The 23,713-nt window shown below is 70.4% G+C and carries 21 protein-coding genes, 4 pseudogenes and 1 riboswitch; of the genes and pseudogenes, 15 read left to right on the top strand and 10 right to left on the bottom strand.

Annotated elements, in window-relative coordinates:
- Nucleotides 1-294 precede the first annotated feature (294 nt).
- The 3 genes from AB5J54_RS00200 to AB5J54_RS00190 are packed head-to-tail and all read left to right on the top strand — an operon-like array spanning nt 295 to nt 3,590.
- Nucleotides 295-765, top strand: coding sequence for a hypothetical protein (locus AB5J54_RS00200; RefSeq protein WP_369141805.1), 471 nt, complete (start codon nt 295-297; stop codon nt 763-765).
- 45 nt (nt 766-810) lie between these two features.
- Complete coding sequence (locus AB5J54_RS00195) at nt 811-2,931, top strand: trehalose-6-phosphate synthase (RefSeq protein WP_369141804.1); 2,121 nt, start codon at nt 811-813, stop codon at nt 2,929-2,931.
- Complete coding sequence (locus AB5J54_RS00190) at nt 2,862-3,590, top strand: DUF6207 family protein (RefSeq protein WP_369141803.1); 729 nt, start codon at nt 2,862-2,864, stop codon at nt 3,588-3,590. The genes AB5J54_RS00195 and AB5J54_RS00190 overlap by 70 nt, the downstream gene beginning before the upstream one ends.
- On the opposite strand, the gene AB5J54_RS00185 is transcribed toward AB5J54_RS00190, so the two are convergent.
- A complete protein-coding gene (locus tag AB5J54_RS00185; protein WP_369141802.1) occupies nt 3,486-4,445 on the bottom strand; it encodes a helix-turn-helix transcriptional regulator in 960 nt (319 codons plus the stop codon). The genes AB5J54_RS00190 and AB5J54_RS00185 overlap by 105 nt on opposite strands.
- A 62-nt stretch (nt 4,446-4,507) precedes the next feature.
- Here AB5J54_RS00185 and AB5J54_RS00180 point away from each other — a divergent pair, with 62 nt between their 5' ends.
- Nucleotides 4,508-5,125, top strand: a complete 618-nt coding sequence (locus tag AB5J54_RS00180; RefSeq protein ID WP_369141801.1) for a TIGR03086 family metal-binding protein — start codon at nt 4,508-4,510, stop codon at nt 5,123-5,125.
- A gap of 330 nt (nt 5,126-5,455) precedes the next feature.
- Here AB5J54_RS00180 and AB5J54_RS00175 read toward each other — a convergent pair.
- A pseudogene (locus tag AB5J54_RS00175) lies at nt 5,456-6,022 on the bottom strand (transposase family protein); the annotation flags it as partial.
- Between AB5J54_RS00175 and AB5J54_RS00170 the strand changes: the two are divergent.
- Nucleotides 6,008-6,610: pseudogene (locus AB5J54_RS00170) on the top strand (IS5 family transposase); the annotation flags it as partial. The pseudogenes AB5J54_RS00175 and AB5J54_RS00170 overlap by 15 nt on opposite strands.
- Before the next feature lie 111 nt (nt 6,611-6,721).
- Here AB5J54_RS00170 and AB5J54_RS00165 read toward each other — a convergent pair.
- Nucleotides 6,722-7,138, bottom strand: a complete 417-nt coding sequence (locus tag AB5J54_RS00165; protein ID WP_369141800.1) for an arsenate reductase ArsC — start codon at nt 7,136-7,138, stop codon at nt 6,722-6,724.
- A 150-nt stretch (nt 7,139-7,288) separates the two neighbouring features.
- On the opposite strand from AB5J54_RS00165, the gene AB5J54_RS00160 reads away from it, so the two are divergent.
- The 4 genes from AB5J54_RS00160 to AB5J54_RS00145 all read left to right on the top strand — a co-directional run bounded on the left by AB5J54_RS00160 (nt 7,289) and on the right by AB5J54_RS00145 (nt 10,125).
- Complete coding sequence (locus AB5J54_RS00160) at nt 7,289-7,603, top strand: ArsR/SmtB family transcription factor (protein ID WP_369141799.1); 315 nt, start codon at nt 7,289-7,291, stop codon at nt 7,601-7,603.
- Nucleotides 7,604-7,647: 44 nt separating this feature from the next.
- Nucleotides 7,648-8,430 (top strand): aquaporin, encoded by a 783-nt coding sequence (locus AB5J54_RS00155; protein WP_369141798.1) that lies wholly within the window; start codon nt 7,648-7,650, stop codon nt 8,428-8,430.
- Nucleotides 8,427-9,485 (top strand): ArsO family NAD(P)H-dependent flavin-containing monooxygenase, encoded by a 1,059-nt coding sequence (locus AB5J54_RS00150; protein ID WP_369141797.1) that lies wholly within the window; start codon nt 8,427-8,429, stop codon nt 9,483-9,485. Before AB5J54_RS00155 ends, AB5J54_RS00150 begins: the two co-directional genes overlap by 4 nt.
- A 97-nt stretch (nt 9,486-9,582) precedes the next feature.
- The gene (locus AB5J54_RS00145) at nt 9,583-10,125 is read left to right on the top strand and encodes a DinB family protein (RefSeq protein ID WP_369141796.1); all 543 of its coding nucleotides are present in this window, start codon (nt 9,583-9,585) and stop codon (nt 10,123-10,125) included.
- 6 nt (nt 10,126-10,131) lie between these two features.
- Here the strand turns inward: AB5J54_RS00145 and AB5J54_RS00140 are convergent, their stop codons facing one another.
- Nucleotides 10,132-10,632, bottom strand: coding sequence for an N-acetyltransferase family protein (locus tag AB5J54_RS00140; protein ID WP_369141795.1), 501 nt, complete (start codon nt 10,630-10,632; stop codon nt 10,132-10,134).
- Complete coding sequence (locus AB5J54_RS00135; protein WP_369141794.1) at nt 10,629-10,994, bottom strand: ArsR/SmtB family transcription factor; 366 nt, start codon at nt 10,992-10,994, stop codon at nt 10,629-10,631. The genes AB5J54_RS00140 and AB5J54_RS00135 overlap by 4 nt, the downstream gene beginning before the upstream one ends.
- Before the next feature lie 157 nt (nt 10,995-11,151).
- Between AB5J54_RS00135 and AB5J54_RS00130 the strand changes: the two genes are divergently transcribed.
- From AB5J54_RS00130 to AB5J54_RS00115, 4 genes are all read left to right on the top strand, one after another.
- On the top strand, nt 11,152-12,528 hold the full coding sequence (locus AB5J54_RS00130) for an NAD(P)-binding domain-containing protein (protein ID WP_369141793.1): 1,377 nt from the start codon (nt 11,152-11,154) through the stop codon (nt 12,526-12,528).
- Nucleotides 12,525-13,748, top strand: a complete 1,224-nt coding sequence (locus tag AB5J54_RS00125; RefSeq protein WP_369141792.1) for an MFS transporter — start codon at nt 12,525-12,527, stop codon at nt 13,746-13,748. The genes AB5J54_RS00130 and AB5J54_RS00125 overlap by 4 nt, the downstream gene beginning before the upstream one ends.
- 403 nt (nt 13,749-14,151) lie before the next feature.
- Nucleotides 14,152-14,817 carry a VOC family protein gene (locus tag AB5J54_RS00120; RefSeq protein ID WP_369141791.1) on the top strand — a complete coding sequence of 222 codons (666 nt, stop codon included), beginning with the start codon at nt 14,152-14,154 and terminating at the stop codon, nt 14,815-14,817.
- A gap of 268 nt (nt 14,818-15,085) precedes the next feature.
- Nucleotides 15,086-15,227, top strand: a riboswitch (SAM riboswitch).
- Between the two features lie 36 nt (nt 15,228-15,263).
- A complete protein-coding gene (locus AB5J54_RS00115) occupies nt 15,264-15,527 on the top strand; it encodes a hypothetical protein (protein ID WP_369141790.1) in 264 nt (87 codons plus the stop codon).
- 498 nt (nt 15,528-16,025) lie between these two features.
- On the opposite strand, the gene AB5J54_RS00110 is transcribed toward AB5J54_RS00115, so the two are convergent.
- Both AB5J54_RS00110 and AB5J54_RS00105 read right to left on the bottom strand, forming a co-directional pair.
- Nucleotides 16,026-16,997 (bottom strand): quinone oxidoreductase, encoded by a 972-nt coding sequence (locus tag AB5J54_RS00110; protein ID WP_369141789.1) that lies wholly within the window; start codon nt 16,995-16,997, stop codon nt 16,026-16,028.
- Nucleotides 16,998-17,158: 161 nt separating this feature from the next.
- Nucleotides 17,159-17,826: pseudogene (locus tag AB5J54_RS00105) on the bottom strand (MFS transporter); the annotation flags it as partial.
- Nucleotides 17,827-18,062: 236 nt separating this feature from the next.
- Between AB5J54_RS00105 and AB5J54_RS00100 the strand changes: the two are divergent.
- Nucleotides 18,063-18,398, top strand: a complete 336-nt coding sequence (locus AB5J54_RS00100; RefSeq protein WP_369141788.1) for a hypothetical protein — start codon at nt 18,063-18,065, stop codon at nt 18,396-18,398.
- 6 nt (nt 18,399-18,404) lie between these two features.
- Here AB5J54_RS00100 and AB5J54_RS00095 read toward each other — a convergent pair whose 3' ends face one another.
- Nucleotides 18,405-19,607, bottom strand: a complete 1,203-nt coding sequence (locus AB5J54_RS00095; RefSeq protein WP_369141787.1) for an IS110 family transposase — start codon at nt 19,605-19,607, stop codon at nt 18,405-18,407.
- Nucleotides 19,608-20,105: 498 nt separating this feature from the next.
- Nucleotides 20,106-21,329: a hypothetical protein gene (locus AB5J54_RS00090; protein WP_369141786.1), complete on the bottom strand. Its 1,224-nt coding sequence runs from the start codon at nt 21,327-21,329 to the stop codon at nt 20,106-20,108.
- Between the two features lie 829 nt (nt 21,330-22,158).
- Here AB5J54_RS00090 and AB5J54_RS00085 point away from each other — a divergent pair.
- Nucleotides 22,159-22,761, top strand: coding sequence for an exonuclease domain-containing protein (locus AB5J54_RS00085; RefSeq protein WP_369141785.1), 603 nt, complete (start codon nt 22,159-22,161; stop codon nt 22,759-22,761).
- A 464-nt stretch (nt 22,762-23,225) separates the two neighbouring features.
- Here the strand turns inward: AB5J54_RS00085 and AB5J54_RS00080 are convergent.
- A pseudogene (locus tag AB5J54_RS00080) lies at nt 23,226-23,589 on the bottom strand (peptidylprolyl isomerase); the annotation flags it as partial.
- Nucleotides 23,590-23,713: the final 124 nt, after the last annotated feature.

The following is a 23,713-nucleotide window of genomic DNA, read 5'->3' as shown; positions in this document are numbered from 1 at the left end:
CCTCATCTGCGGTCCGTCGATGCCGCCGGGCCCGGTGCCCCCCCCGGATCATGAACAACAGGGATGAGGCTCGGGACGATCAGCGCTGCCTCGGCTCGCCAACTCTGCGGGCACGTGGCTGGACAGTGATCACGCGGCGGGCGGGTTTCGCCTGGTCAGGCCTGATGCGGACATCCCGATTCGCCTGAATACCCCCAGCAGGAGCGTCACTCCAATGGCAGAGCCCCGAGTGCCCGGGTCCCGGCCCGGAGGCAATGCTGGGGACGCCGCCTGCCCGCAGGAAGGAGCACTTCCGTGTCACCGAGGATCGAGCGCATCAGGTCCAAGCCCAGGCCCCGCCACGGGTACACGCACGTGCAGGTCACCGTGACGCAGCACCCGTCGGCCGATCGGACTACAGACGGGTGCCCGGGCCAGGACGCCGTCGCCGGTGAGACGCGGGACGTCTCGTTCGCGTTCAGTCTTCCGCACGGCTCAAAGGCCGCCGGCGTAGTGCCACCGGACACACGAGACGCGGACCTGGTGCTCGGGCACGCCCGCCTGGTGGACGACCTGCTCGGCTCTGCGGTCGACGCGCCGCACGGGACGGTCGCCCGCCTTCTGGCAAGCCCCGACTTTCACCTGGCCAGACTGGGCAGGGCGATACACGCCATCCAAGAAGAGCTGCTGCGGACCGAGCGGAACACCGACGGCCCCCACGACGCCGGCTCCTCCCGTTCCGACTTCACCGCGCTCGACCCAGTGACCCACGACCCTGGCTGGTGAACTCCCAAGCAACTCCCAGCCAAGGGGGCCTAGGAAGGATCCGCCATGTCCGGCACCGAGGCAGCTCCGGTGGAGAAAGTCCTGGTCACCGACCTTGACGGCACGCTCTTGGGAGGCGACGAGGACAGCCGCCACCGACTGCGCCGCGCACTGGACCGGCACCGCGACATCACCGTGGTTTACGCGACGGGCCGCAACCTCGCCTCGGTCCGAACCCTGCTGAACGCGGATCTCTACGTCCCCTGGCCGCAATGGATCATCGCGGACGTCGGGGCGAGTGTCATCGACACCACGGACATGTCCCATGCCGAGCCGCTCGAAACGGCGCTGCGCACCGGATGGCCGGGAGAGCACCGAGTCCGCCAGGCATTGCACCGCTTCACGGAACTCGTCTACCAGGACACCGTTGCGCAGGAAGGCCGGTGCTCCTACTACCTGGCCGCGGGCCGGCCGTCGGACGAGATCACCGCCGCCGTCGCGGCGTTGGGATGCTCCTGGACACACTCCGCGGAACGCTACTTCGACGTGCTCCCGCCGCACGCGGGCAAGGGCCCCGCCCTGAGGGAACTCATGCGCCGTCTCCACTGGCCGCGGGCAGACCTCCTCGTAGCAGGAGACTCCCTCAACGACCTGTCGCTCTTTCATCTCGGCGCGCACGGAGTTGTCGTCGGCAACGCCGAACCGGCACTCGTCGTGCAGGTAGCCGGCGACCCGCTGGTCCACCACCCAGCACTGGACGGCGCCGCGGCCGTGTTGGACGCCCTGGAGCGGCTCAGCTGGGTGCGGTCACCCCGGCGCGTGGTGATCGGGTACCACCGTCCGCCGTGGCAGCGGCGCGAAGGCCGCTGGCGGCCGCCGGCGAGCCCCAATGGGATCCTGCCGACCCTGGTGTCCGCCCTCGGGACCGACGCGGGCGAACTGGATGCCGTATGGGCGGCCGCCACGACCGAGGACGCTTCCACGGCAGCCACAGTCCCGCCGGGACTGCCCCTGGCGCTGCTTCCGTTGCCGCCCGACCAGTGGGCCGGGTACTTCCACCGCGCCTGCAAGGAGACGCTGTGGCCGGCCCTGACCTCCCAAGCGCACCTCATCCGCCACGACCCGGCCGCTTGGGCGGACTACGAGGCCGTCAACGCCGCCTTCGCCCAGCATGTCAGCAGCCAGGCCGAATACGGAGGGACAGTGTGGCTGCATGACTACAACCTGTGGCTGGTCCCCGCTCTGCTCAGACAGCACCGGCCCGATCTGACGATCGGCCTGTTCCACCACACCCCCTTCCCCGACCCGTGGACATTCCAACGGCTTCCGATGGCCGACCAGCTGCGCGCCTCCCTCGAACAGCTGGACTGGGCCGGTTTCCACACCGCTGGGTTCGCCCAGAACTTCCGCAGTCTCCTGGCCGGCACCGCCGCCCGGATACCCCGCATCGGCGTGCACCCACTGGGCATCGACCGCAAGGCCGTCACGCTCCTCGCCCGGGCCCGCGCCGATGCCGCGACCGGGACGGACGCAGGGGAGGACAGAGAGGAGAGGACGATCCTCTCCGTAGAACGGCTCGACTACGCCAAGGCTCCCGTGCACAAGATCAACGCCCTGGGACAGCTCCTGAACCTGTATCCCGCGCTGCGCGGAAGAGTGCACTACCGCCTCGTATGCCCGCCGCCGGAGAAGGGGATACACGCCTACGACACCACCCGCGCCGAACTCGAAGAGGCCATCGCCGAACTCAACGGGTACTGGCGCAGGCACGGCTGGATGCCGGTCGAATACATCACCAGCCCCCTGCCGTTCGAGGAAGTCGTCGACCACTACCTGGCGGCCGACGTCTTCTGGGTGACATCCCTGGCCGACGGAATGAATCTCACCGCCCAGGAATACATCACTGCGCACACGGCCACCGGCAGGTCAGGTGTACTGGTCCTCTCGCGCTATGCCGGTGTCGCGGACTACGTCAAGGGCCACGCCCTCCTCACCGACCCACACTCCCCGCACGACCTGGTCGACAAGCTACACGCCGCCCTTGCGATGACTCCCGCACAACGACGGGCCCACACCGCCCGTCTTGCCGGTCTGTTGGCCGCGCCGACGCCCGGCGTATGGGCGCGCGCCGTCATCGCCGCCATCGGCCAGGGCAGCCGCCACCCGTCCCCGCCCAGCCACACGTGACGGGCGGTATGCGGGCGGTCACCTGCTGCCCGCCGCTGCCCCCCACGTACCGGGGACGATCCCGATTCACCGGCCGTGACCGGGCCGTCGTGGACACCACCGTCCTGGACGAGTCGATCGTGCGGGCGGCCACGGCCGTGGATGCGGCCCGGTGGGCGACCGCGGAGGTCCCGGAGGTCCGGCGTACTCCCGGGGGCCCCGGAGCGACCGCCCGCCTGTTCGTCGACACACGGCACTCCGGCGCCCACTGTCACCGACGTCTGCGCGACACGTCGCCGCCGCCAGCTCCGCCCGCAGGGCGGCGAACGCGGGGTCGCCGCGCAGCGGGCCCGGCGGGTGATTGCGTGCCTGCGGATGCCGGTGCTTGCCCCTGCCGTGGGGTTCCTTGCAGGCCGGTCGACGGGATCGTGGCGCCGTCCCGCGCTGTTCGGCGTCACCGGCGCCGGTCTCGTCGGGCGGGCGCAGGCGATCAGCGGCGGTACCCGGCACGAGCGCGCGGCGATCACCCCGATCGCGCTGGAGATTTACCCGTGGGTCGGCCCGCCGGCCCTTGCTCAGCGGGATCTCGGTGGTCCGTACACTCTGGCCAGCTCAACTGCCAGGCATGCCAGCCGCTGCCTTGCTTCCGGCGGGTCCAGCACTTCGATGCGTGCCCCTAGCCCGGCCAGTTGTGTCGCGACGACTTCCGGCGTCGGCCCGTCGACCCGTATCTCCGTCCACCCGTCGTCGGGGAGTGACAGGCCGATGTGCAGGCGTCCGTCGAACAGTCGCTCCAGGATGGGCAGGGCACCGGGCTCGGCCCGGGCCCGAACCGTCACGGCGTGCAGCCGTTCTTCCAGGCGTGCGGCGAACGAGCGCCAGACGGTGGCGAGGTCGAAGCCGTCGGGCCGGGCAACGGGTTCGCCGGTCGGCTCGACGGAGATGACGCGGCTGAGGCGGAAGGTCCGCAGGCCCTGTTCCGTCTCGGCGACGAGGTAGTCGTGGCCCGCTTTGGCCACGAGCCCGAGGGGATGGACGGTGCGTATGCCGGCGGGTTTGCCGGGCCCGGCGTATCCGAGCCGCACCTGGATTCCGTCGACCACGGCTCGCCTGAGTGCGTCGAGGTGTGGCGCGGTGGCCGTGGCGTCGACTCGAGTCCAGTGGGTGCCGTCGACGAGACCGGCTCGCGATGCCGCCTCGGCGCCGGGACGCAGGGGTGCGGGCAGCGCGCGTACCAGCTTGCGTAGTGCGGTGCGGAGTTCGGGTGTGGTGGACGAAGGGCCCGCGAGCAGGAACAGTGCCCGGATCTCCTGGGCGGTCAGCCCGGTGAGCTCGGTGCGGGCGCCGCCGACCAGGGACCAGCCGCCGCCGCGGCCGCGCTGGGAGTAGACGGGGATTCCCGCTGTGGACAGGGCTTCCAGGTCACGGCGGGCGGTGCGCGGCGACACTTCGAGTTCGGCGGCGACCTCGGCCACGGTCACACGGGTGCGCGTTTGGAGGAACAGCAGGGTCGCCACCAGTCGATCGGCTCTCATGCCGGTCATCTTCTTCAGGAAATAGGCCAGAGGATGACCTATTCGGCTTACAGGATGAGGCCATGACACACACCCAGAACACCCCACGGTCCGCTGCCACCCCTGACGCCACCGACGACCCCCGCCAGGGCCTGCTGAAGGCAATCGCACTGGCCGGGCGTACCGTGGCCGCAGTCCGGCCCGAGCAGTTCGACGGGCCCACGCCCTGCACCGAATTCACCGTCCGGCGGCTGGCCGGGCACCTCGTCGCCGTCCTGCGCCGGATCGCCGTCGCCGGGCGCGGCGGCGATGTGATGAGTCTGCCCACGCTCGCCGACGACCTCGCAGGCACCGAATGGCAGGAGGCGTGGGACGCTGCCGTGCGAGAGGTTGAGGCGGCGTGGGCGGATCCCGCGGTCCTGCACCGGACGCTGGCCCTGCCGTTCGGCAGTGTTCCGGGCGCTGTCGCCGCAGCCGTGTGGACGTCGGAATTCACGGTGCACACCTGGGACGTGGCCACTGCGACTGGCCAGCTCCCGGAGTGGGATCCCGAGCTCGTGGCGATTTCATACGCTGCGATGAGGCGGGGACTGCCCGCCGGGCCGCGTGACGGTGCGCCGTTCGGGGCCGCCGTGGACGTCGATGCGGACGCGCCGGCCATCGACCGCCTCGTGGCGTGGTGCGGACGCAAGCCGTCATAGGCATCCGAAACGGGGGAGGGGGCCGCAGAGCTGGGGCCGCCCTCCCCGCGCGCTCTGTCAGGGCGGGGGCACGCCCGCCCCCCGGGCCGACGGCGACCTTGCGCTCGCTCCTTTACGTCCCGCTCCGCAAAAGCGCTCGACCGCACGGGGGAGGCAGCCGTCGGGAAGCTCGGGCTTCGCGCCCGCGAGCGCCCCGGGCTGCTCCACCCCTCGGCGACGCCCTGCTTCCGGCCGATCTGCACTGGGGCGACGGGAACCGCTCCTCGGCCTAAAGGGTGTTGCAGAAGGTTGTGTCCGGGCAGGTCAGGGGGGGTTTCGGGGCTGGCCTGCTCACGCGGCCATGGCGAGGTGGTGCATGTGGGCGACCGCTTGGACAGCGTGGTGGAGGCCGTTGCCGCGCTGCCGGCAGTCGCGGAGGATCTTGAAGTGCTTCATCCGGGCGAAGGCGTGCTCGACGCGGGCCGGGACTCGGCGGTGTTCGGCGTTGTCCTCTTCCTCACGGGGAAGGAGGGCTCGTCCGGGGCGTCTGCGGTGCGGGACGACGAGCCCGGTGTTGATGTAGGCGCCGTCGGCAAGCACGGTGACGCTTTCGCGGCTCTGGGCCAGGCCGGAGTCCCGCCATGCCCTCGCGTCAGCGGTGTTGCCCGGCACCGGGCGGGCCGCGGCGACCGCCAGCTTGGTGTCGGCATCGATGATGACCTGCACGTTCGCCGAGAACCTGTAGTTACGCGAGGACGCGTCGGTCTTCCGGTCACGGACCGGGATCAGCGCGCTGTGTTGCCGGTGGAGTCCAGCTCGGCTGGCCGGTCGTGTGATTGCCTCGCTCACCGGCTCGGGAATGCCGGCGACCGTCCGGATCGCGAGCCCTTCCACCCCTCCGACATGACGGACGCGGAGTGGGCGGTCGTGCGGGACGCGATGCCAGTGCCGTCGGGGCTGGAGGGCCGTGACGGGCAGCTGGAGGGCCACTGCCACCGGCAGATGCTTGACGCCGTGCGCTACCTGCTTACGGGTGGAAGCACTTGGCGGGCGATGCCGGCGGACTACCCCGCCTGGGACCGCGTCTACGCCTTCGCGAAGCGCCGGCGTGTGAAGGGCTTGCTCGCCGAGCTGCACGACCGGCTGTGCGGTCTGGTCCGCGAGGACGCCGGCCGGGACCCGGAGCCGACCGCCGCCCTCGTCGACTCCCGGTCCGTCAAGGCGGATGCGACGGTGTCCTCCTCGAGCCGCGGCTACGACGCGGGCAAGGAGATCAACGGGCGCAAGCGGCACGTCGTGATCGACTGCCTCGGCCTGCTGCTGGCCGTGACGGTCACCGCCGCCAACACTACGGATCGGCAAGCGGCCATGCCGCTGCTGGAACAGCTGCGGGCCCGTTTCCCTCGCATCGCCCTGGTGTGGGCGGACGGCGGCTACGCGGGCCGCCTGGTCGCATGGGCGGCCGAGAAGCTGCACCTCACCATTCAGATCGTCAAACGCTCAGACGACGTCACGGGGTTGGTGGTGCTGCCGAGGCGCTGGATGGTGGAGCGCACGCTTGGGTGGAGCTTTATGTTGCTCAGCGCGACCTGTACCGGATGCCCTGCGGCGGGGCGCCTATGCCTTCTTGGCGTCGATGTCGGCGATCAGGCCCTCGATGAGGCTCTTGATCTTGTCGCGGATGGGGCGGACGGCCTCGACTCCCTGGCCGGCCGGGTCCTCCAGGGTCCAGTCGAGGTAGGTCTTGCCGGGGAAGTACGGGCAGGCGTCGCCGCAGCCCATGGTGATGATGTAGTCGGACGCCTGGGCGGCCTCGGTGGTGAGGACCTTGGGCTTCTGGTCGGAGATGTCGATGCCCAGCTCGGCCATGGCGGCCACGGCGGAGGGGTTGATCTGGTCGCCCGGGAGTGAGCCCGCGGAGCGGACCTCGACCCGGTCGCCCGCGAGGTGGCGCAGAAACCCGGCGGCCATCTGGGAGCGGCCGGCGTTGTGGATGCAGACGAACAGCACGGACGCGAGCGGGGTCTCGGACATCGGTTCATCCTCGGGGCGGGAGTGGTGCAGGGGGAAAGGCCGCAGGGGCCGGGTGTCGCAGGGCGGCGGGCCCGGTGTCAGGTTTCGACTCCCTCCAGATGTATCAGTCTAGACTGATATCAGCGCAGGGTGATGTGAGATTATCAGTTCATGATGACGTCAGCCGACACTGATCTGATGCGGGTGCTGGCCGACCCCCTACGGCTCCAGATCGTCACCCTCCTCGCCCGCGAGACGCTGTGCACCACACACCTCGTGGAGGAGACCGGAGCCAAGCAGACCAACCTCTCCAACCATCTGAGAGTGCTGCGCGAGGCCGGGCTTGTGGAGACCGAGCCCTGCGGCCGGTTCACCTACTACCGTCTGCGCCCGGACGTCATCGAGCAGATCGCCGACCAGTTCACCGCACTCGCGCAGAGCGCGCGCCTGACCGCCGAGGCGAACTTCAAGCGTTCCTGCCCCTGACCCTCCCTTTCCCCTGTGCCTCACCTGCCGAGGAGCTTTTGTCCGTGACCGCCACCGAGTCCGCCGCGAGGGATGCCATAGCCGCCGACACGTCGCCGCAGCCCGCGCCCGGCGCCACCCCGCCCCGTACCCCGCTCGTCGCCCGGGCCGCAGCCGAGCTCGTCGGCACCGCCGCGCTCGTGGCGATCGTCGTCGGCTCCGGGATCCAGGCCACCGAGCTGACCGACGACGTGGCGCTGCAGCTGCTCGCCAACTCCACGGCCACGGTCTTCGGCCTCGGCGTCCTGATCGCCCTGCTCGGGCCGGTCTCCGGCGCCCACTTCAATCCGGCGGTCAGCCTGGCCGAGTGGTGGACCGCCCGGCGCGGCGGCGCGGGTGTGACGGGGCGCGAGCTCGCCGTCTACGTCCCGTCGCAGATCGTCGGCGGGATCCTCGGCGCGATCCTGGCGGACGCGATGTTCGGCGAGCCGCTGGTGAAGTGGTCCACCCACGACCGATCCGCCGGGAACCTCCTGCTCGGCGAGGTCGTCGCGACAGCCGGCCTGATCCTGCTGATCTTCGGCCTGGCCCGCACGGACCGGCTCCGCTTCGCGCCCGTCGCGATCGCCTCGTACATTGGCGCGGCCTACTGGTTCACCTCCTCCACCTCCTTCGCGAACCCGGCCGTGACGATCGGCCGCGCGTTCACCGACACCTTCGCCGGCATCGCCCCCGCCTCGGTGCCCGCGTTCATCGGCATGCAGCTGATCGGCGTCGTCGTGGGCCTGGCCCTCCTCGCCGTGATCTTCATGCGTGGCAAGACGGACAGCGAGACCACCAAGGGATGAGCCGTACGGATGTGGTGGTGATCGGCGGCGGCCAGGCCGGGCTCGCCGCCGGCTACCACCTGCGCCGCCTCGGCCTGGACTTCGTCATCCTGGACGCCGAGCGCGCCCCGGGCGGTGCCTGGCAGCACACCTGGGACTCCCTGCACCTGTTCTCCCCGGCCGCCTTCTCCTCACTGCCGGGAAGGCTGATGCCGCCGCAGCCGGGTGAGACGTACCCGGACGCCGCCCACGTGGTCTCGTATCTCACCGACTACGAGCAGCGGTACGAACTCCCCGTCCACCGCCGCGTACGCGTGGCCGGCGTGCACCGCGACGGCGAACTCCTGCGCGTCGAGACCGACTCCGCCACCTGGCTCGCCCGTGCGGTCATCAGCGCCACCGGCACCTGGTCACGGCCCTTCGTCCCCGCCGTCCCCGGCCGTACGGACTTCCAGGGCACCCAGCTCCACACCGTGGAGTACCGCGGCCCGCGCGACTTCGCCGGACAGAAGGTGATCGTGGTCGGCGGCGGCAACTCGGGCGCACAGATCGCCTCCGACCTCGCGTACGACACCGACCTGACCTGGGTCACCCTGCGCGAGCCCCGCTACCTCGCCGACGACATCGACGGCCGCGCCCTCTTCGACCACGCCACCGCCCGCCGCCGCGCCCTCGACGAAGGCCGCAGCGACACCGGCGGCGTCGCCTCGCTCGGCGACATCGTCGCCGTTCCGCCCGTCCGCGCCGCCCGTGACGCTGGCCGGCTCAAGGCCCAGCCGATGTTCGACCAGGTCACTCCCAGTGGGGTCGCCTGGGCCGATGGGGCGACTGCGGAGGCGGACGTGATCATCTGGTGCACCGGCTTCCGCCCCGCCCTCTCCCACCTCGCCCCACTGGGCCTGCGCGGCCCCCGTGGCCACATCCCCACGTCCGGCACCCAGGCGATCGGCGAGCCCCGCCTCCATCTGCTCGGCTACGGCGACTGGACCGGCCCCGCCTCCGCCACTCTCATCGGCGTCGGCCGCCCTGCCCGCGAAGCGGCTCGCGGGATCGCCGCACTGCTCGGGGCGGTGTGAGCCCGCGGAGCGTGTGAGGGAGACCTGGGTTCTGGGGCCGATCCCGGCGGGAATCATCCAGACCCCGGGGGACTCACCCTCCGAAGGGAGCGGTGTGATGCCAGACGGTCGTTCCGCGCCGGACAGGCAGGCCGTCCTCGCCGGCTACGCCACGGCCCGCCGGACCTTCCACGCGCTCCTGGGCGGCGCCACGCCGTCCGACCTCGCACGCCCGACCAGCGGTACTCGCTGGACCAATCAGCAGCTGCTGTGGCACATGCTCTTCGGCTACCTCGTCACCCGCGTCCTGCTGGTCCTCGTACGGGGCTTCGGACGCCTGCCCCGGGGCGCGAGCAAGTCATTCGCCCGGGTACTCGATGCAGGAACGCGGCCCTTCGACGTGATCAACTACCTCGGGCCGTGCGGGGCCGTGAAGGTGTTCGGGCCCCGCAGGATGGGCACGGCGTTCGACTGGATCACCGGTTCGCTGGCGCGGCGGCTCGCGAAGGAGTCCGAACGCGATCTGGCGCGGGGGATGCACTATCCGGTCCGATGGGACCCGTTCTTCAAGGACTTCATGACCGTCGCGGACCTCTACCGGTATCCCACCCGGCACTTCGACTTCCATCAGCGCCAGCTCACCCTCGGCGAGGGCGGCTGACGCCCGTCAGTCGATGTGAGGGCTGCGGCGTTCGACGAGGACGGTGTCGCGCCAGACGCCGTGGTGGCGACCGATGCGCTCGCGGGTGCCGATGATCCGGAAGCCGGCCCGCTCGTGGACGGCCAGGCTCGCGGTGTTCTCGGGGAAGATCCCGGACTGGATGGTCCAGATGCCGGCCGCCTCGGTCGAGTCGACCAGTGCCTTGAGCAGTATGGAGGCGACGCCTCGGCCGCGGGCGTCGGGGTGAACGTAGACGGAGTGCTCGACGACGCCGGCGTACGCGCACCGGTCGGAGACCTTGGTAGCGGCGACCCAGCCGAGCACGCGCCCGGTCTCGTCGAGCGCGGCGAAGCGGTGCTCGGGCAGCTTGGCCGCGTCGAACTCGGCCCAGGTGGGGGCAGTGGTCTCGAAGGTGGCGTTGCCCTCGTCGATTCCGGCCTGGTAGATCGCGACGACCTCGTCGGCATGCTCCGCGGCGAGCGGGACCACGATGGTGGAGGCGGTCACGCGGCGGCAGCCTTGGTGAGGAGCGCGCCCATGGCGGCGAGGACGGCCGGCTCGACCCGGTAGTAGACCCAGGTGCCGCGCCGCTCGGAGGAGAGCAGACCCGCCTCCTTCAGCTTCTTCAGGTGGTGGGAGACGGTCGGCTGGGAGACGCCGACGTCGGAGATGTCGCAGACGCATGCCTCGCCGCCCTCGTGCGAGGCGACCGCGGAGAACAGGCGCAGCCGGACCGGATCGCCGAGGGCCTTGAACATCTTCGCGGTCCGCTCGGCCTCCTCGGCGTTCAGCGGGCGCTCGGTGAGCGGCGGGCAGCAGGGGGCGACCTCGGCGGGCTCAAGGAGCGGCAGCACGGTGGCATTCGACATGCATCTATGTTGACACACGTCGAACCAAGATGGGGAGGTGTGCGCGGGTGTCCCTCACCATGCAGATTCGATGAATGTCTATGTTGACGCTTATCGATATCGCGTGCCATGCTGAGGGCACAAGAGATCGACAAGTGTCGAAGCAAGGGGACTCGTCATGAACGCCACCGCCACCGAGCAGCTGCCCGTCGTGGTCATCGGGGCCGGCCCCGCCGGCCTGGCCGCGGCCGCCCACCTCACCGACCGGGGCCTTGAGCCGCTGGTGCTGGAGGCCGGCGCACGGGCGGGTGCGGCGGTGCGCGAGTGGGCGCACGTGCGGCTCTTCTCCACCTGGGGCGAGGTCACCGACCCCACGGCCGAGAAGCTCCTGGCCCCCACCGGCTGGGTGAAGCCCGACGCGAAGACCTACCCGACCGGCGGGGACTGGGCCGAGCAGTACCTCCAGCCGCTCGCCGACGTCCTCGGCCACCGCGTCCGCACCGGCGCCACGGTCACCGGCGTCTCCCGCAGTGGCCGTGACCGGATCGTCGACGCCGACCGCGAGAAGCAGCCCTTCACCGTCCACGTCACCTACACCGACGGCCGTGAGGAGAAGATCCTCGCGGCAGCGGTCATCGACGCCTCCGGCACCTGGGCCCTCCCTAGCCCCGCCGGCGGCGACGGCCTGGCCGCCCTCGGCGAGCGCGCCGCGGCCGACCGGATCTCCTACCGCGTCCCCGACCTGAACGACCCCGCCACCCGCGCCCGGTACGCGGGCAAGCGCACCGCCGTGATCGGCTCCGGCGCCTCCGCGTTCACCGCCCTGGCCACTCTCGCCGACCTCGCGAAGTCCGAGGACGGCACCGGCACGCACACCACCTGGATCCTGCGCCGCGGCATCTCCGGCTCCACCTTCGGCGGCGGCACCGCCGACCAGCTGCCCGCCCGCGGCGCCCTCGGCCTCGCGGCCAAGGCCGCCGTCGACGAAGGCCACGCCGACGCGGTCACCGGCTTCCGCACCGAGGCGATCGAGCGCGGCGAAGACGGCCGCCTGATCCTGGTGGCGGAGGACGGACGGCGCCTCGACCCGGTCGACGAGGTCATCGTCCTCACCGGCTTCCGCCCCGACCTCACCTTCCTCGACGAGCTCCGCCTCGGCCTCGACGAGCGCCTCCAGGCCCCCGTCGAACTCGCCCCGCTCATCGACCCCAACCAGCACTCCTGCGGCACCGTCTACCCCCACGGCGTCAACGAACTCTCCCACCCGGAAGAGGGCGTCTACCTCGTCGGGATGAAGTCCTACGGCCGCGCGCCGACGTTCCTCGTCCTCACCGGCTACGAGCAGGTCCGCTCCGTCGTCGCCGCCATCGCCGGCGACCGTGAGTCCGCCGAGCGCGTCGAACTCGTCCTGCCGGAGACCGGCGTCTGCGGCGGCGCGGGCCTCTTCGACCAGCCCGCCACCGAGCAGGCGGCCGACGGCGGCGGCTGCTGCGCGCCGAACCCGGCCCTGATCCAGCTCGGCACTGCAGCCCCGGCACCGTCCTGCGGCTCGTGACCGACCTCAACACCCACAACGACGGGGCCGCGACCGGGACGGGGGTCCAGTCGCGGCCCCGCGCCGTACTGCCCGCCCTGTGCGCGACGCAGATCACCAGCTGGGGGATCGTCTACTACGCCTTCCCCGTCCTCAACCCCCAGATCACCGCCGCGACCGGCTGGCCGACCACCGCCACGATGGCCGCGTTCTCCCTCGCCCTCGTCGTCTCCGGCATCGCCGGGATCCGGGTCGGTCGGATCATCGACCACCACGGTCCCCGCACTGTGATGACCGCCGGCTCTGCCGCGGGCGCCGCGAGTCTGGTGGTCGTGGCCCTGGCACCGAACCTGCCGGTGTTCTTCGCGGGTTGGATGCTGGCGGGGTTCGCCATGGCCGCGACGTTCTACCAGCCCGCCTTCGCCACGCTCACCCGCTACTTCGCGCCTGATCACGTCCGCGCCCTGACCATCGTCACCCTCGCCGGCGGCCTCGCCTCCACCGCCTTCGCACCCCTCACCGCCACCCTCGCCGACCACCTCACCTGGCGCACCACCTACCTCGTCCTCGCGGGCATCCTCGCCGCGATCACGATCCCGGCCCATGCTCTCGCCCTGCGCGCCCCCTGGCCACCAGCCCCACCCACGCCCACCGGCGTGACCTCAACGCCGCAAGAGGTCGTGCGCAGCAGCCCGTTCCTGCTGCTCGGACTGGCTTTCACGCTCTCGGCGTTCGCGATGTACGCCGTCGTCGTCACCCTCGTCCCCCTCCTGCTCGAACGCGGCTACACCACCAGCCAGGCCGCCTGGGCCCTCGGACTCGGCGGCGCCGGCCAGACCCTCGGCCGCACCCTCTACGCCGGCCTCGCCCGGAACACCGGCACCATCACCCGCACCGCCGCCCTCGTCGCCCTCGGCGCCCTGACCACCGCCGCGTTCGCTGTCGTCCCCGGGCCGTACGGCCTGCTGATCGTGGTGTCGGTCGTCGCGGGCATGGTCCGCGGCAACCTCACCCTCCTCCAGGCCACCGCCATCACCGACCGCTGGGGCGCCACCCACTACGGACGCCTCTCCGGCATCCTCAGCGCCCCTGCCATGACAGCGTCCGCCCTCGCCCCCTTCACCAGCGCCGTCCTCGCCCCGCCACTCGGCGGCACACCCCAGCTCTTCGGCCTGCTCGCCGGGCTCGGAGCCGCAGCCGCACTCATCGCCCTCGGCACCACCGTCCGCCCCCACACCTGAGCAGGTCGAGGCAACTGCGCGCACGGCCAGCCGACAGCCTCCATCGACGAGACGAGACGAGAGCAGCTGGCAGCAGGACGAGACGCCCCGACCGCAGCCGACGCGGAGACATGCATTGAGGGAGGAGAGACCTCAGTCGTCAGTCACCGGACGTACCCACGGTGACCTGCGAAGATCCCCTACGCGTTCCCAGAATCCAGAGGAGGCGTTCCAGGGGAGCTCCGGCGCGAGCCTCTGACCTGCGGGTTCGTATGGGGTTCGACTGCTCCCCGCCTGTGTGGGGATGGTCCCACCGTCTGAATGGGGGCGGTGGGCGTCCCCCGCCGGGATAAAGATGATCGGTCCGCTCCACGGCTGAAGCAACAGCGGACGCGGCCGGGGTGGCGGGCGTGGCGTCGGGGTTTTGTGCGGGTTGTCGGGTGATGATGGGGCGGTGCGACTTGATCATGTGTCCTATGCGGTGGCCCGCGACAGTTTCGTCTCGACCGTGCAGTGGATCGGATCGGCCCTCGGCGCCGGGTTCGTCGACGGGGGTGTGCATCCGCGATTCGGCACCCGTAATTTCGTTCTCCCGCTGAGCGGCGGTACCTACGTCGAGGTCGTCACCACACTCGACCACCCCGCCGCCGACCGTGCACCCTTCGGCCGGGCGGTCGCGCACCGTGCCGCCGAGGGCGGCGGTTGGCTCGGTTGGGTGGTCTCCGTCGACGACATGGCCCCGGTCGAGACCCGCCTCGGCCGCACGTCGGCCGAGGGTCATCGCGTCCGCCCCGACGGGTTCGACCTGAGGTGGAAGCAGATCGGCCTGCTGGAACTGATGGAGGACCCGCAACTGCCGTACTTCCTCGAATGGCTGGTCCCCATCGAGGAGCGCCCGAGCGCCGACCCGCGCACCTCCACCACCATCCACGGGGTCTCCATCGCCGGCGACGCCGCCTCCATCGCCGAATTCCTTGGCGAACCGGCCGACCACCCCCTTGACCAGATTGACGTCACCTGGGTCGAGGATGAGGAACCGGGCCTGGTCTCGGTTGAGTTCGCCACCGCCCACGGCCCGGTCACGATCTGACCAGGGCCCGACTGAGGCCGACGGCGTCCACGTCCTGGGCCCTGGCGCCCCGCTCGTCCTTCAGCTGCTCGTCGGACGCGTCCAGTGGCCGGCCAGGGCGTCGTGCTGGCCCGCGGCCTTGCCGTGGTGTGTGACCCCCGGCAGGCCCTCGTCCTGGCGTGGGCGCCCCGGGCGGACAAGGTGACCACGCTTCACCAGGTGTCCATCGAGAGTGGTTTAGACCCTCGCTGATGGGTAATCTGTCGGTGCGCGAGTCGGATGCTCGCGCACCTTGAAGAGGAGCTGAGGGATACGGCCCGTTGAAGCTCCGGCAACCCTCTGCCATGGCCATTTGATGCCCATGGAAAGGACGGCCCTGCCCGTCCGGTGATGGTGCCAACTCCGTCTCGCGGCGAGAGCCGCTGCGAGGGTAAGCCCCCTTGGGGGCGACGGATGGTGCCTTCACGATGCTTCAAGACGTGTTCTCGTGGATCTCTTCCCGCACGATCATCCCCCTGTGTCTGGTGCTGTGCGCCCTTGTGGGCATGGTGCCTCTACTGATCGTGACCGTGGGCCTGCTGCCCGCCTGGATGGCGTGGCCATGGATGGCCGATCACAAGCAGAAGAACACTCTGTCACTGATCAAGACTCTGGCCTCGTGGTCAACCGGTCTTTTGGCGAAAGCGACCCAGGGATTCACGGGACGGAAGCCTGATCAGGCCCGCACCTGACACAACCTGTTCCCCGCGCCTGGGGGGTTGGTCGCCACTCGTAGAGCCCCGACTCGGGGTCGAGCTCCTGCTCCCAGCCTGCGCGGGGATGGTCCCTGTCAGGCGATCGTTTGCCGACAGGCCGGGCCGGCTTCATCCGGTCGCCCGGGTCCACTGTGCTTGACAGCGGACTGTCCGGGCGGGTCGGGCGGTGGGAGGCTGCGGGTCGTGTCTGGGTTGATCTTGGACAAGCTCACCGAACCAGCCGATGAGGGAAGCGATCTGGAGTGCGGGCACGCCCTCGTTCGCTGTGCGGGCCTTGTTGTGCCACCGACGGAATGGGCTTGCCCAGGTGACGAAACGCGGTCGACGGTCGGCCGGGCATCTCGGCTCTGCCTGCGCTCGCACCGCAGCTGGCTCCCGTTAGCGGTCATCACCCGGGATCGCGGACACACCTGCGCGGGATCGACGCCCGGCGGAAGCCACATTCCTGCAGGTCAGTCAATTCCGTCGGTTGCCCTAGGGGATGACGAGTAGCTTGCCGGTGGTACGCCGGGCCTCCAGATCGCGGTGAGCTTGGGCGACCTCGGCGAGCGGGTAGCGGGCCGTCACGCTGGTCTCAAGGACCTTGGTGCGCACCAATTCGAGCACGTCGGCGGCGCGCCGGAGCAGCTCGGACCGATCGGCGATGAAGTCCCCGAGGCTTGGCCGGATCAGGGTCAGCGAACCGCCGTGGGCGAGCCGGATGGGGTCGAAGGGCGGCACTGCACCACTCGCGGCGCCGAAGAGCACCAGGTGGCCGCGGGTTCGCAGGCTGGCGAGGCTCGCATCGAAGGTGTCCCTGCCGACGCCGTCGAAGACGACAGGCAGGCCCTGGCCGCCATGGAGCCGCTTCACCTCGGCGGCGAGATCGTCCACTGCGGAGTAGAGGATCACCTCGGCGGCCCCGGCGCGCCGCGCCAGCTGGGCTTTCTCCGGTGTCGAGGTTGTGCCGATCACTCTGCCGCCGAGGTGGGTGATGAGCTGGGTCAGCACAAGCCCCATGCCGCCGGCAGCAGCGTGCACGAGCACCGTGTCGCCTGGCTGGACCGGGTAGGCGTCCTTGACGAGGTAGTGCGCCGTCATGCCCTGCAGCAGCACGGCGGCGGCGGCCTCGAAGTCGACGCCGTCGGGCAGGGGCACGAGCCGGGAGGAGTCCACGACTGCCTGCTCGGCATAGGTGCCGGGAATCTCCACCCAGCCGACCCGGTCTCCCACAGCGACGTGGGTGACGCCGGGTCCAACCTCGAGGACCGTGCCCGCGCCCTCAGTGCCCGGGGTGAAGGGCAGCGGGAGGGTGTACCGGCCCTGGCGGTGGTATACGTCGAGGAAGTTGACGCCGGACGCGGCGACCTCCACGACCGCCTGGCCCGGGCCCGGCATCGGTTGATCAATGTCGACCAGTCGCAGCACCTCGGGACCGCCCACTTCGGAAACCTGTATCGCTCGCATGACCCCTCCTGAAACGGCTAACTTCCCTCACCAACTCCGGTCGTGGCGATCCGATTCCCGCTCGCGGTGAGGTGTCGTAGCCGTCTCGTGCCCACGTGGGAGAAGGGTGCCACCGACGGAATGGGCTTGCCCAGGTGACGAAACGCGGTCGACCGTCGGCCGAGGAGCCAGCTCAGGGCAGGCATGGCGATCAGGGGGGTGTGGGCTGTCTTCAGGGAGGTGGAGTCGGCCAGGTGTCCCAGCAGGGGGCTGATGAGGCCGCCGATGCTGACGGTGAGGCCGAGGGTGACGCCGCTGGCAGTAGCGATACGGGAGGTCAGGTAATCCTGGCCCAGGGTGACCTGGAGGGAGAAGGGGACGTACAGGCCGACGGAGGTGAGGGCCACGAGGAGGAACATGGCCGGGCCGGGTGCGTAGATCATTCCGGTCACGGCGGCGATGGAGAGCAGGTAGGACCAGCGGGAGACATGGACGCGGTCGTAGCGGTTGACCAGGGACCCTCCCAGGACCGAGCCGCCTGCGCCGCCCAGGAACAGCAGGACCAGGCGATGGTGCCCGCGGTGGTGCTGCCCTGCATGCGCTGCTGGGCGTAGAGGGAGATGAAGGTGCATACGCCGGTGAAGACGATGGAGCGGAAGACGACCGCCAGGGACAGCTTCACGAACGAGGCCACATCAGCGGCGCCCCGCGGTGCCTCCGTCTTGGACGCGCCGGCCTCGGGCCGGGCGAGCATCCGGAGCACGGGCACACACAGAGCGGCGTCGGCGAGCGCGGGCAGGACCAGGACGGGCGTCCAGCGCAGGGAGCCGTGTCCGATCACGGCCGACAGCTCCGCGTTGGTCAGCCGTGTCCTGCACAGCGCCACGAAGCCGTCCATGGACGGGCTGGCCTTCTCCTCGAACCAGCCCGGCGCCTCCCCTGCGACCTGCCGCAGCTCGTAAAGGGGGTGTGCCCCTATGTCTTTGGTCAAGCTGTCTAGGCCTTCCATCGCCCATGGCGGTGTCAGCCCGGTGCGATAGTTGGCGCCGTCGCAGGTGAATAGGGTTGCTAGCCGCAGGGGTATGAGTGGAACGGATCACTGAGGACCAGGTCGCACGGCTGGCTGGCTTCGTGTCGGCACGCATCCCCGAAACCGCTCCGCTTCAAGGCGAAGCCCGCCGCACGGCCGCAGCCCTGCGCCTGGCCGCGAACAAACAGATCGCGGCGGTGATCTTCCACCGAAACTCACCGGCTGAGCACTCAGGGGAGACGGAGCTGCATGCAACCGCCTCGTGGAACCTGCTGGTCGCCTTGGCTGGAATCTGGCACGACCACCCAGACTTTCCCGCTGACGCCGCCGTAGAGACTTTCGATTTCGACTGCGAGTCGCCCCTCTCGACGTCCATGCAGCGCGACTCGTGAGCGATCTCATGCCACTGCGGTAGGCCGGGACTCGTAGAAGGTTCCGTCGCGGAGCATTGCGAAGAGGACGTCGGCCCGGCGTCGGGCGAGGCAGAGCAGGGCCTGGGTGTGGTGCTTTCCCTGGGCGATCTTCTTGTCGTAGTAGGCCCGCGACGCCGGGTCGCCCAAGGCAGCGAACGCGGAGAGGAAGAAGGCCCGTTTGAGCTGCTTGTTTCCCCTTCGGGACGGCTGTTCGCCGCGGATCGACGACCCCGAACTGCGGGTTGCCGGGGCAAGACCGGCGTAGGCGGCGAGGTGGCCGGCGGTCGGGAAGGTGCTGCCGTCGCCGACCTCGATCAGGATCCTGGCTCCGGTCCTGACGCCGACTCCCGGCATCGAGATCAGGACCTTCGAAAGAGGGTGTGCCTCCAGCAGTTCCTCGATTCGCCCGGCCAGTAGTTTGCGCTGGTCCAGGACGGCCGTCAGTGAGCTGGCCAGGCTCGGGACGATCAGTGAGGCCGCGTCCGTGCCGGGAACGGTGACGGTCTGCTCGTCCAGGGCCGCGAAGATCTCTTCAACCAGCCGCTCGGCCATCCGCGGCGCCTTCGGCCGTAACAACGTGACCAGTCGGCGCCTGCCCGCCTTGCGGATCTGGGCGGGTGAGCCGAACCGCTCCAGCAGGGCGAGGACGGCTGGGTGCTGCAACCGCGGCCCCAGGACCCGTTCCAGCGACGGATGGATCTGGGTGAGCAGGCCGTGCAGCCGGTTGGCGACCCGGGTTGCCTCGCCGGCCAGGTCGTCGTCGAAGCCGACGATCATCTCCAGCTCGGCGACTGTCTCGTCCTCGCCGTCGATGGCCCGCAGGGTGTGGGGCATCGCTCGGGCGGCGTCGGTGATGATGAACGCGTCCTTCGCGTCGGTCTTGGCCTCGCCTGCGTAGAGGTCGGCGATTCGCCGCATCGTCAGGCCGGGCAAGTAGGCGACAGGGCAGCCCATGTCCCTCGCGACCGCCAGCGGCAGGGCCCCGATCGAGGCCGGCTGGTCGACCACGACCAGCCCCGTTCCGTGCTTGGCCTGGAGTTTCGCGAACAGCTCGCGGAGCCTGGGTTCGGTGTTGGGCAGCCGCTTGTCGAACGCCTTCTTCCCGGCCGGGGTGACGGCGGTGGCGTGGTGTTCGCCCTTGCCGACGTCCAGGCCGAGGAATACGTCGATGTCGCCGATGTCGATCACGTGCAGGCCCCTCCATCACGCTTTCGTCCGGCCTTGCCTCGGCACCGAGCTGCCACATCCACGTTACGGAGAGCTCTTCCGGCTCGGGTGAAGCCGGTGCTCAAGCCCCTCGATAGCGGTCCGTCGATGCCTCCGGACCCGGTGACACCACCCCCCGGATCATCAACAACAGGAGGGGGAAGTCATGCCGGACCCGAGGTCGGAGGCTCCATTGCGGAGCCGTGAAAAGGTAACGGGGGGGGCAGCCCGCGCCGCTCCAGCTCGGTGTTCGGCGCGGCGGCGACGTCCCCGTTCCCGTCCTCCCCGAGGTGTGACCAGTCCTGCGCGGTGACGCTCACCAGATGGACACCCGTGATCGGCAACGTACCGGCCGCCACCGACAACGTCCCCTGCCTCTCGTAGGGGGCGCGGCGGCCGTGCCCACCGGTTCAGCGCCGCCTGAGGCGTGTATCAGGGCAGAGGCGCCGACCGCTCGATCGCCCGGCACCCAGTGCTCTGTCAGGCTTCGCCGCGCCGGGCCCAGGTCCCTCTTCCACCCGCCGTCATCAGCGTGTTGACGATGTGCGACCGGTTGCGGCCGCCCCGGAGCAGCCGCTCGGCGGCCAGGCCGAACGCCAGCGCAGGGCCCACGAGACCGAGGGTCTCGCCGGTGCCGAGCGCCAGCCCCGCGCCGGCGAGCCCGAGGCCGGTCTCGGCCGCGGCCCAGGCGATCCGCCCGGGCCGTTCTGCGGAGGCCGGCAGCTTTCGCCGGACCGCCCGCAGCAGTGCGGGCAGGGCGTCGTCGGCCGCGGCCGCGTCCCCGGCGCGCAGCGCCGCCTGGAAGGCGTCGCGCCGACGGGTCACGACCTCGTCCTGATGGATCTTCGCGATGTCCTGCCAGCCCAGTTCGGCGACCGCCGCCAGGTTGCCCGGGGCCATCCCGTGTTCCGCAGGGGCTGTGGCCCCGGGGCCGGCGGGCTCGAAGAGCGCGTCCGTCGGACGCCCGAGGTAGAGCCCGATGTCGGCCGCTTTCGGGAGCGACCGCGGGGACGCCCCGTCGGTGCCCAGCGTCCGCTGTACCGCTGCGTTCCAGGCCTGCGTCGCGGTGTTCCACATCGCCGTCCTGTGTGGCGGGTCCGTCGCGTCGAGCTGGGCGAAGAGCACGGCCCTGCGGTGCCCGTTCGACGGCTCCACGTGCTCGTCGAGATAGGCAAGGGTGCGTTCCACCGGGGCGTAGTCGTGGCCGGGGAGCCCCGGCAGCTCCGCCACCTCCTCCAACACATCGCGGTACGAGCAGGGGCGCGTCACGGCGCTCGTGCCCAGCGGCACTCCCGCCTCGCGGGAGAAGTGATGCAGGGTCCAGGCCACGGCCTCCAGCCTGCGCCGGATCACCCCGCCCTCCTCGTACCGTGCGCCCAGCGCGGTACCCCGCGCGAACAACGGCCCGGGATTCGCCTCCCCACGCTCCAGAACGGCTTCGGACAGTCTGACCAGCGGCTCCGCCGTGTCGAACGAAGACGAGAGCCAGCCGGGCTCCAGGGCGCGGTGCAGGCCGGTGGTGACCAGGGCGAAGGGGTCGCTGCCGGCCGGAGCGGCGGTGGTACAGCGCAGGAACGACGGGCAGCCGCGCACGAAGGACCGGAAGTCCTCCGTCTCGAACAGCGCCTGTACCGCATGGCTGTCGATGAGCTGCACGTCGCTCAGCACCACCGTGTGCCCCAACAGGGCTTGGATCTTCAGCATGACGGCCAATGACGTGTCCTGCGGACCCCACCCGGACACGCGCAGGTGCTCACCATCAAGCCAGTGGGCATAGATCTCCATGGTTCCCCCTTCCCCTGCCGAGCGAGGGGTTCCCCCTCGGGGGCAGACCCTACGGTGAAGAAGCCAACTGCGCTAAGTGCCTGGTCGGTTGGGGCCCGGCCGCACACCCCGCACTGCCCCAAACCGAGACCGCGATGGCACAGCCACAGCGCGGCGGAGATCCCGGGGTGGCTTTGTCCACGAGAACGGGTTCTGGCACAACTTCTGTGGAGCTGCGCGGACCGGGCTTGTTTCTTTCTCAGGGCCTACCGCTGACCGATAGGTTCCCGGCGTGCTCCGGCCTCGGGAAAGGCTCGGCCCGGCATCACAGAAGTTGCGCCAGAACCACTTCCCGCGAACAAAGCCAGCACCCGGGCTGCGTGCCGGTCGGTCCGCCCCGGCGAAGGGCCCACTGCTTGCCGCTGCCCGTGCGCCGGCCTGTCTGCTGCCGTCTGGCAGGGCCTGCTGCTCCGGCGCTGCCGCTGTCGGCCCGCGTGCCGAGCCTTGCCATGGGTGGTTTGTCGGTTTCGGTGAGAGTGGCTCAGATGGTGTTGCTCATGGGATAGAACTGCAGGTCACTGAGTCTGCTCCCCGCATGCGCGGGGATGGTCCCGTGCTGTGACCGTGCGCTGCCCAGCTGCCCAGCTGCCCAGCTGCTCGGCGCGGACGCCGCATTGCGTCCTGCGTCCGGGCGTTCGCCGTGCCCGAGGCCGCCCGGCGGGCGGAAAACCGGGTGACCCGCTCCGCTGCTCATCCCTACTGTGCCGCCATGGAACACGGATCCGCCCTTTTGAACGTCATTGACGTCGAGGCCACCTGCTGGGAGGGGCAGCCGCCACCCGGCGCGGTGAGCGAGATTATCGAGATCGGGCTCACCGTCGTGGATCTGACGGCCCGACGGCGCGAGGGACGGCACCGGATCCTCGTGCGGCCCGAGCGCTCGGAGGTGAGCGGTTTTTGCACCGAGCTGACCGGGCTCACCCCGGCCGAGGTCGTCGGCGGCGTTGGCTTCGTCGAGGCGTGCCGCATACTTGCCGACGTCCATGACGCGCGCAGCCGCCCCTGGGCGAGCTGGGGAGACTACGACCGCAAACAGTTCGAAAGGCAGTGCCGGGCGGCCCGCGCGCCCTATCCGTTCGGGCGGCCGGCCGAGCAGGGGCACACCAACGCCAAGGCCGTGTTCACCGAGGCGTACGGCCTGCGTAAGCGGCCCGGCATGGCACGTGCCCTGCAGCTCGCGGGGCTGCCGCTGGAGGGCCGCCACCACCGGGGCGAGGACGACGCGTGGAACATCGCCGCCCTCGTCCTGGACCTTGTAGAGCGCGGGGCCTGGACGGCCTGGGGGTTGAGCTTGTCGTCGACACCGTCGTAAGGAAGTCCGTCCCCAGCAGCTAGCCGTCCGCCCTCCGGGCCCTGTAGGCCGCCGTGTCCATGGAGACGAAGGCCGGCGTTGTGCTCCCCCGCCGAACACCTTGCTGGGTCGGTGGTCGGCCCTGCTCGCTGCTTGCGCGGGGATGGTCCCACCGCCCCCGCCGCCACCGCGTGCCAGGTCTGTGTTCCCTGCTTGCGTGGGGATGGTCCCAAGGCCGGCGAGCTCAGCGGCTCGACCGGCGTCCGCTTCTCGCGCGGGGGATGTTCGCAAGACCGAGGCGACGCGCGAGGAGAAGGGGTTCTGTTCCCTGCTCTCGCGGGGATGGTCCTGCCGAGCAGCACTCGGCCCACGGCTGCAGCGGTTCTTCCCGGCCGTCGCAGTTTGCGAGCAGGTGGTGGCTTTCCACTCTCGGCTGAGCGCATTCGTTGGCCATGTGGAAAGCCACTGCGCTCAGGGAGATGGACTCAGGACTGTCGTCGGTCGATGGTGACGGACTGGACGGTGACGTCCGTGAGGGGGCGGTCGCCCCTGCCGGTAGGGCTCTTGGCGATGGCGTCGACGACGTCTTGGCCCTGCACCACCTCGCCGAAGATCGTGTGCCGGTTGTCGAGGTGCGGCGTCGGCCCGACTGTGAAGAAGAACTGCGAGCCGTTGGTGCCCGGGCCGGCATTGGCCATGGCGAGCCAGATAGGGCCGGTCGAGCTTCAGCGCGGGGTGGAATTCGTCCTTGAACTCGTAGCCCGGGCCGCCATGCCCGTCTCCCTGAGGGTCGCCACCCTGGATCATGAAGCCGTCGATCACGCGATGGAAGATCGATCCGTTGTAGAGCGGCCCCTGCCCAGGTGCGCCCGTCCGCGGGTCGCGGCAGGCCTTTTCGGCGGAGTCCATTCAACGACGGCGCTCCTGCCTCGTCGTCCTTGCCGCGGGAGACGCTGCCCGGCGACACCCGGAC

This window comes from Streptomyces sp. R44 (genome assembly GCF_041053105.1).
Taxonomy (GTDB): Bacteria; Actinomycetota; Actinomycetes; order Streptomycetales; family Streptomycetaceae; genus Streptomyces.
The sequence above is the reverse complement of the archived record's forward strand: the minus strand, read 5'-3'. Positions and strand labels throughout refer to the sequence as shown.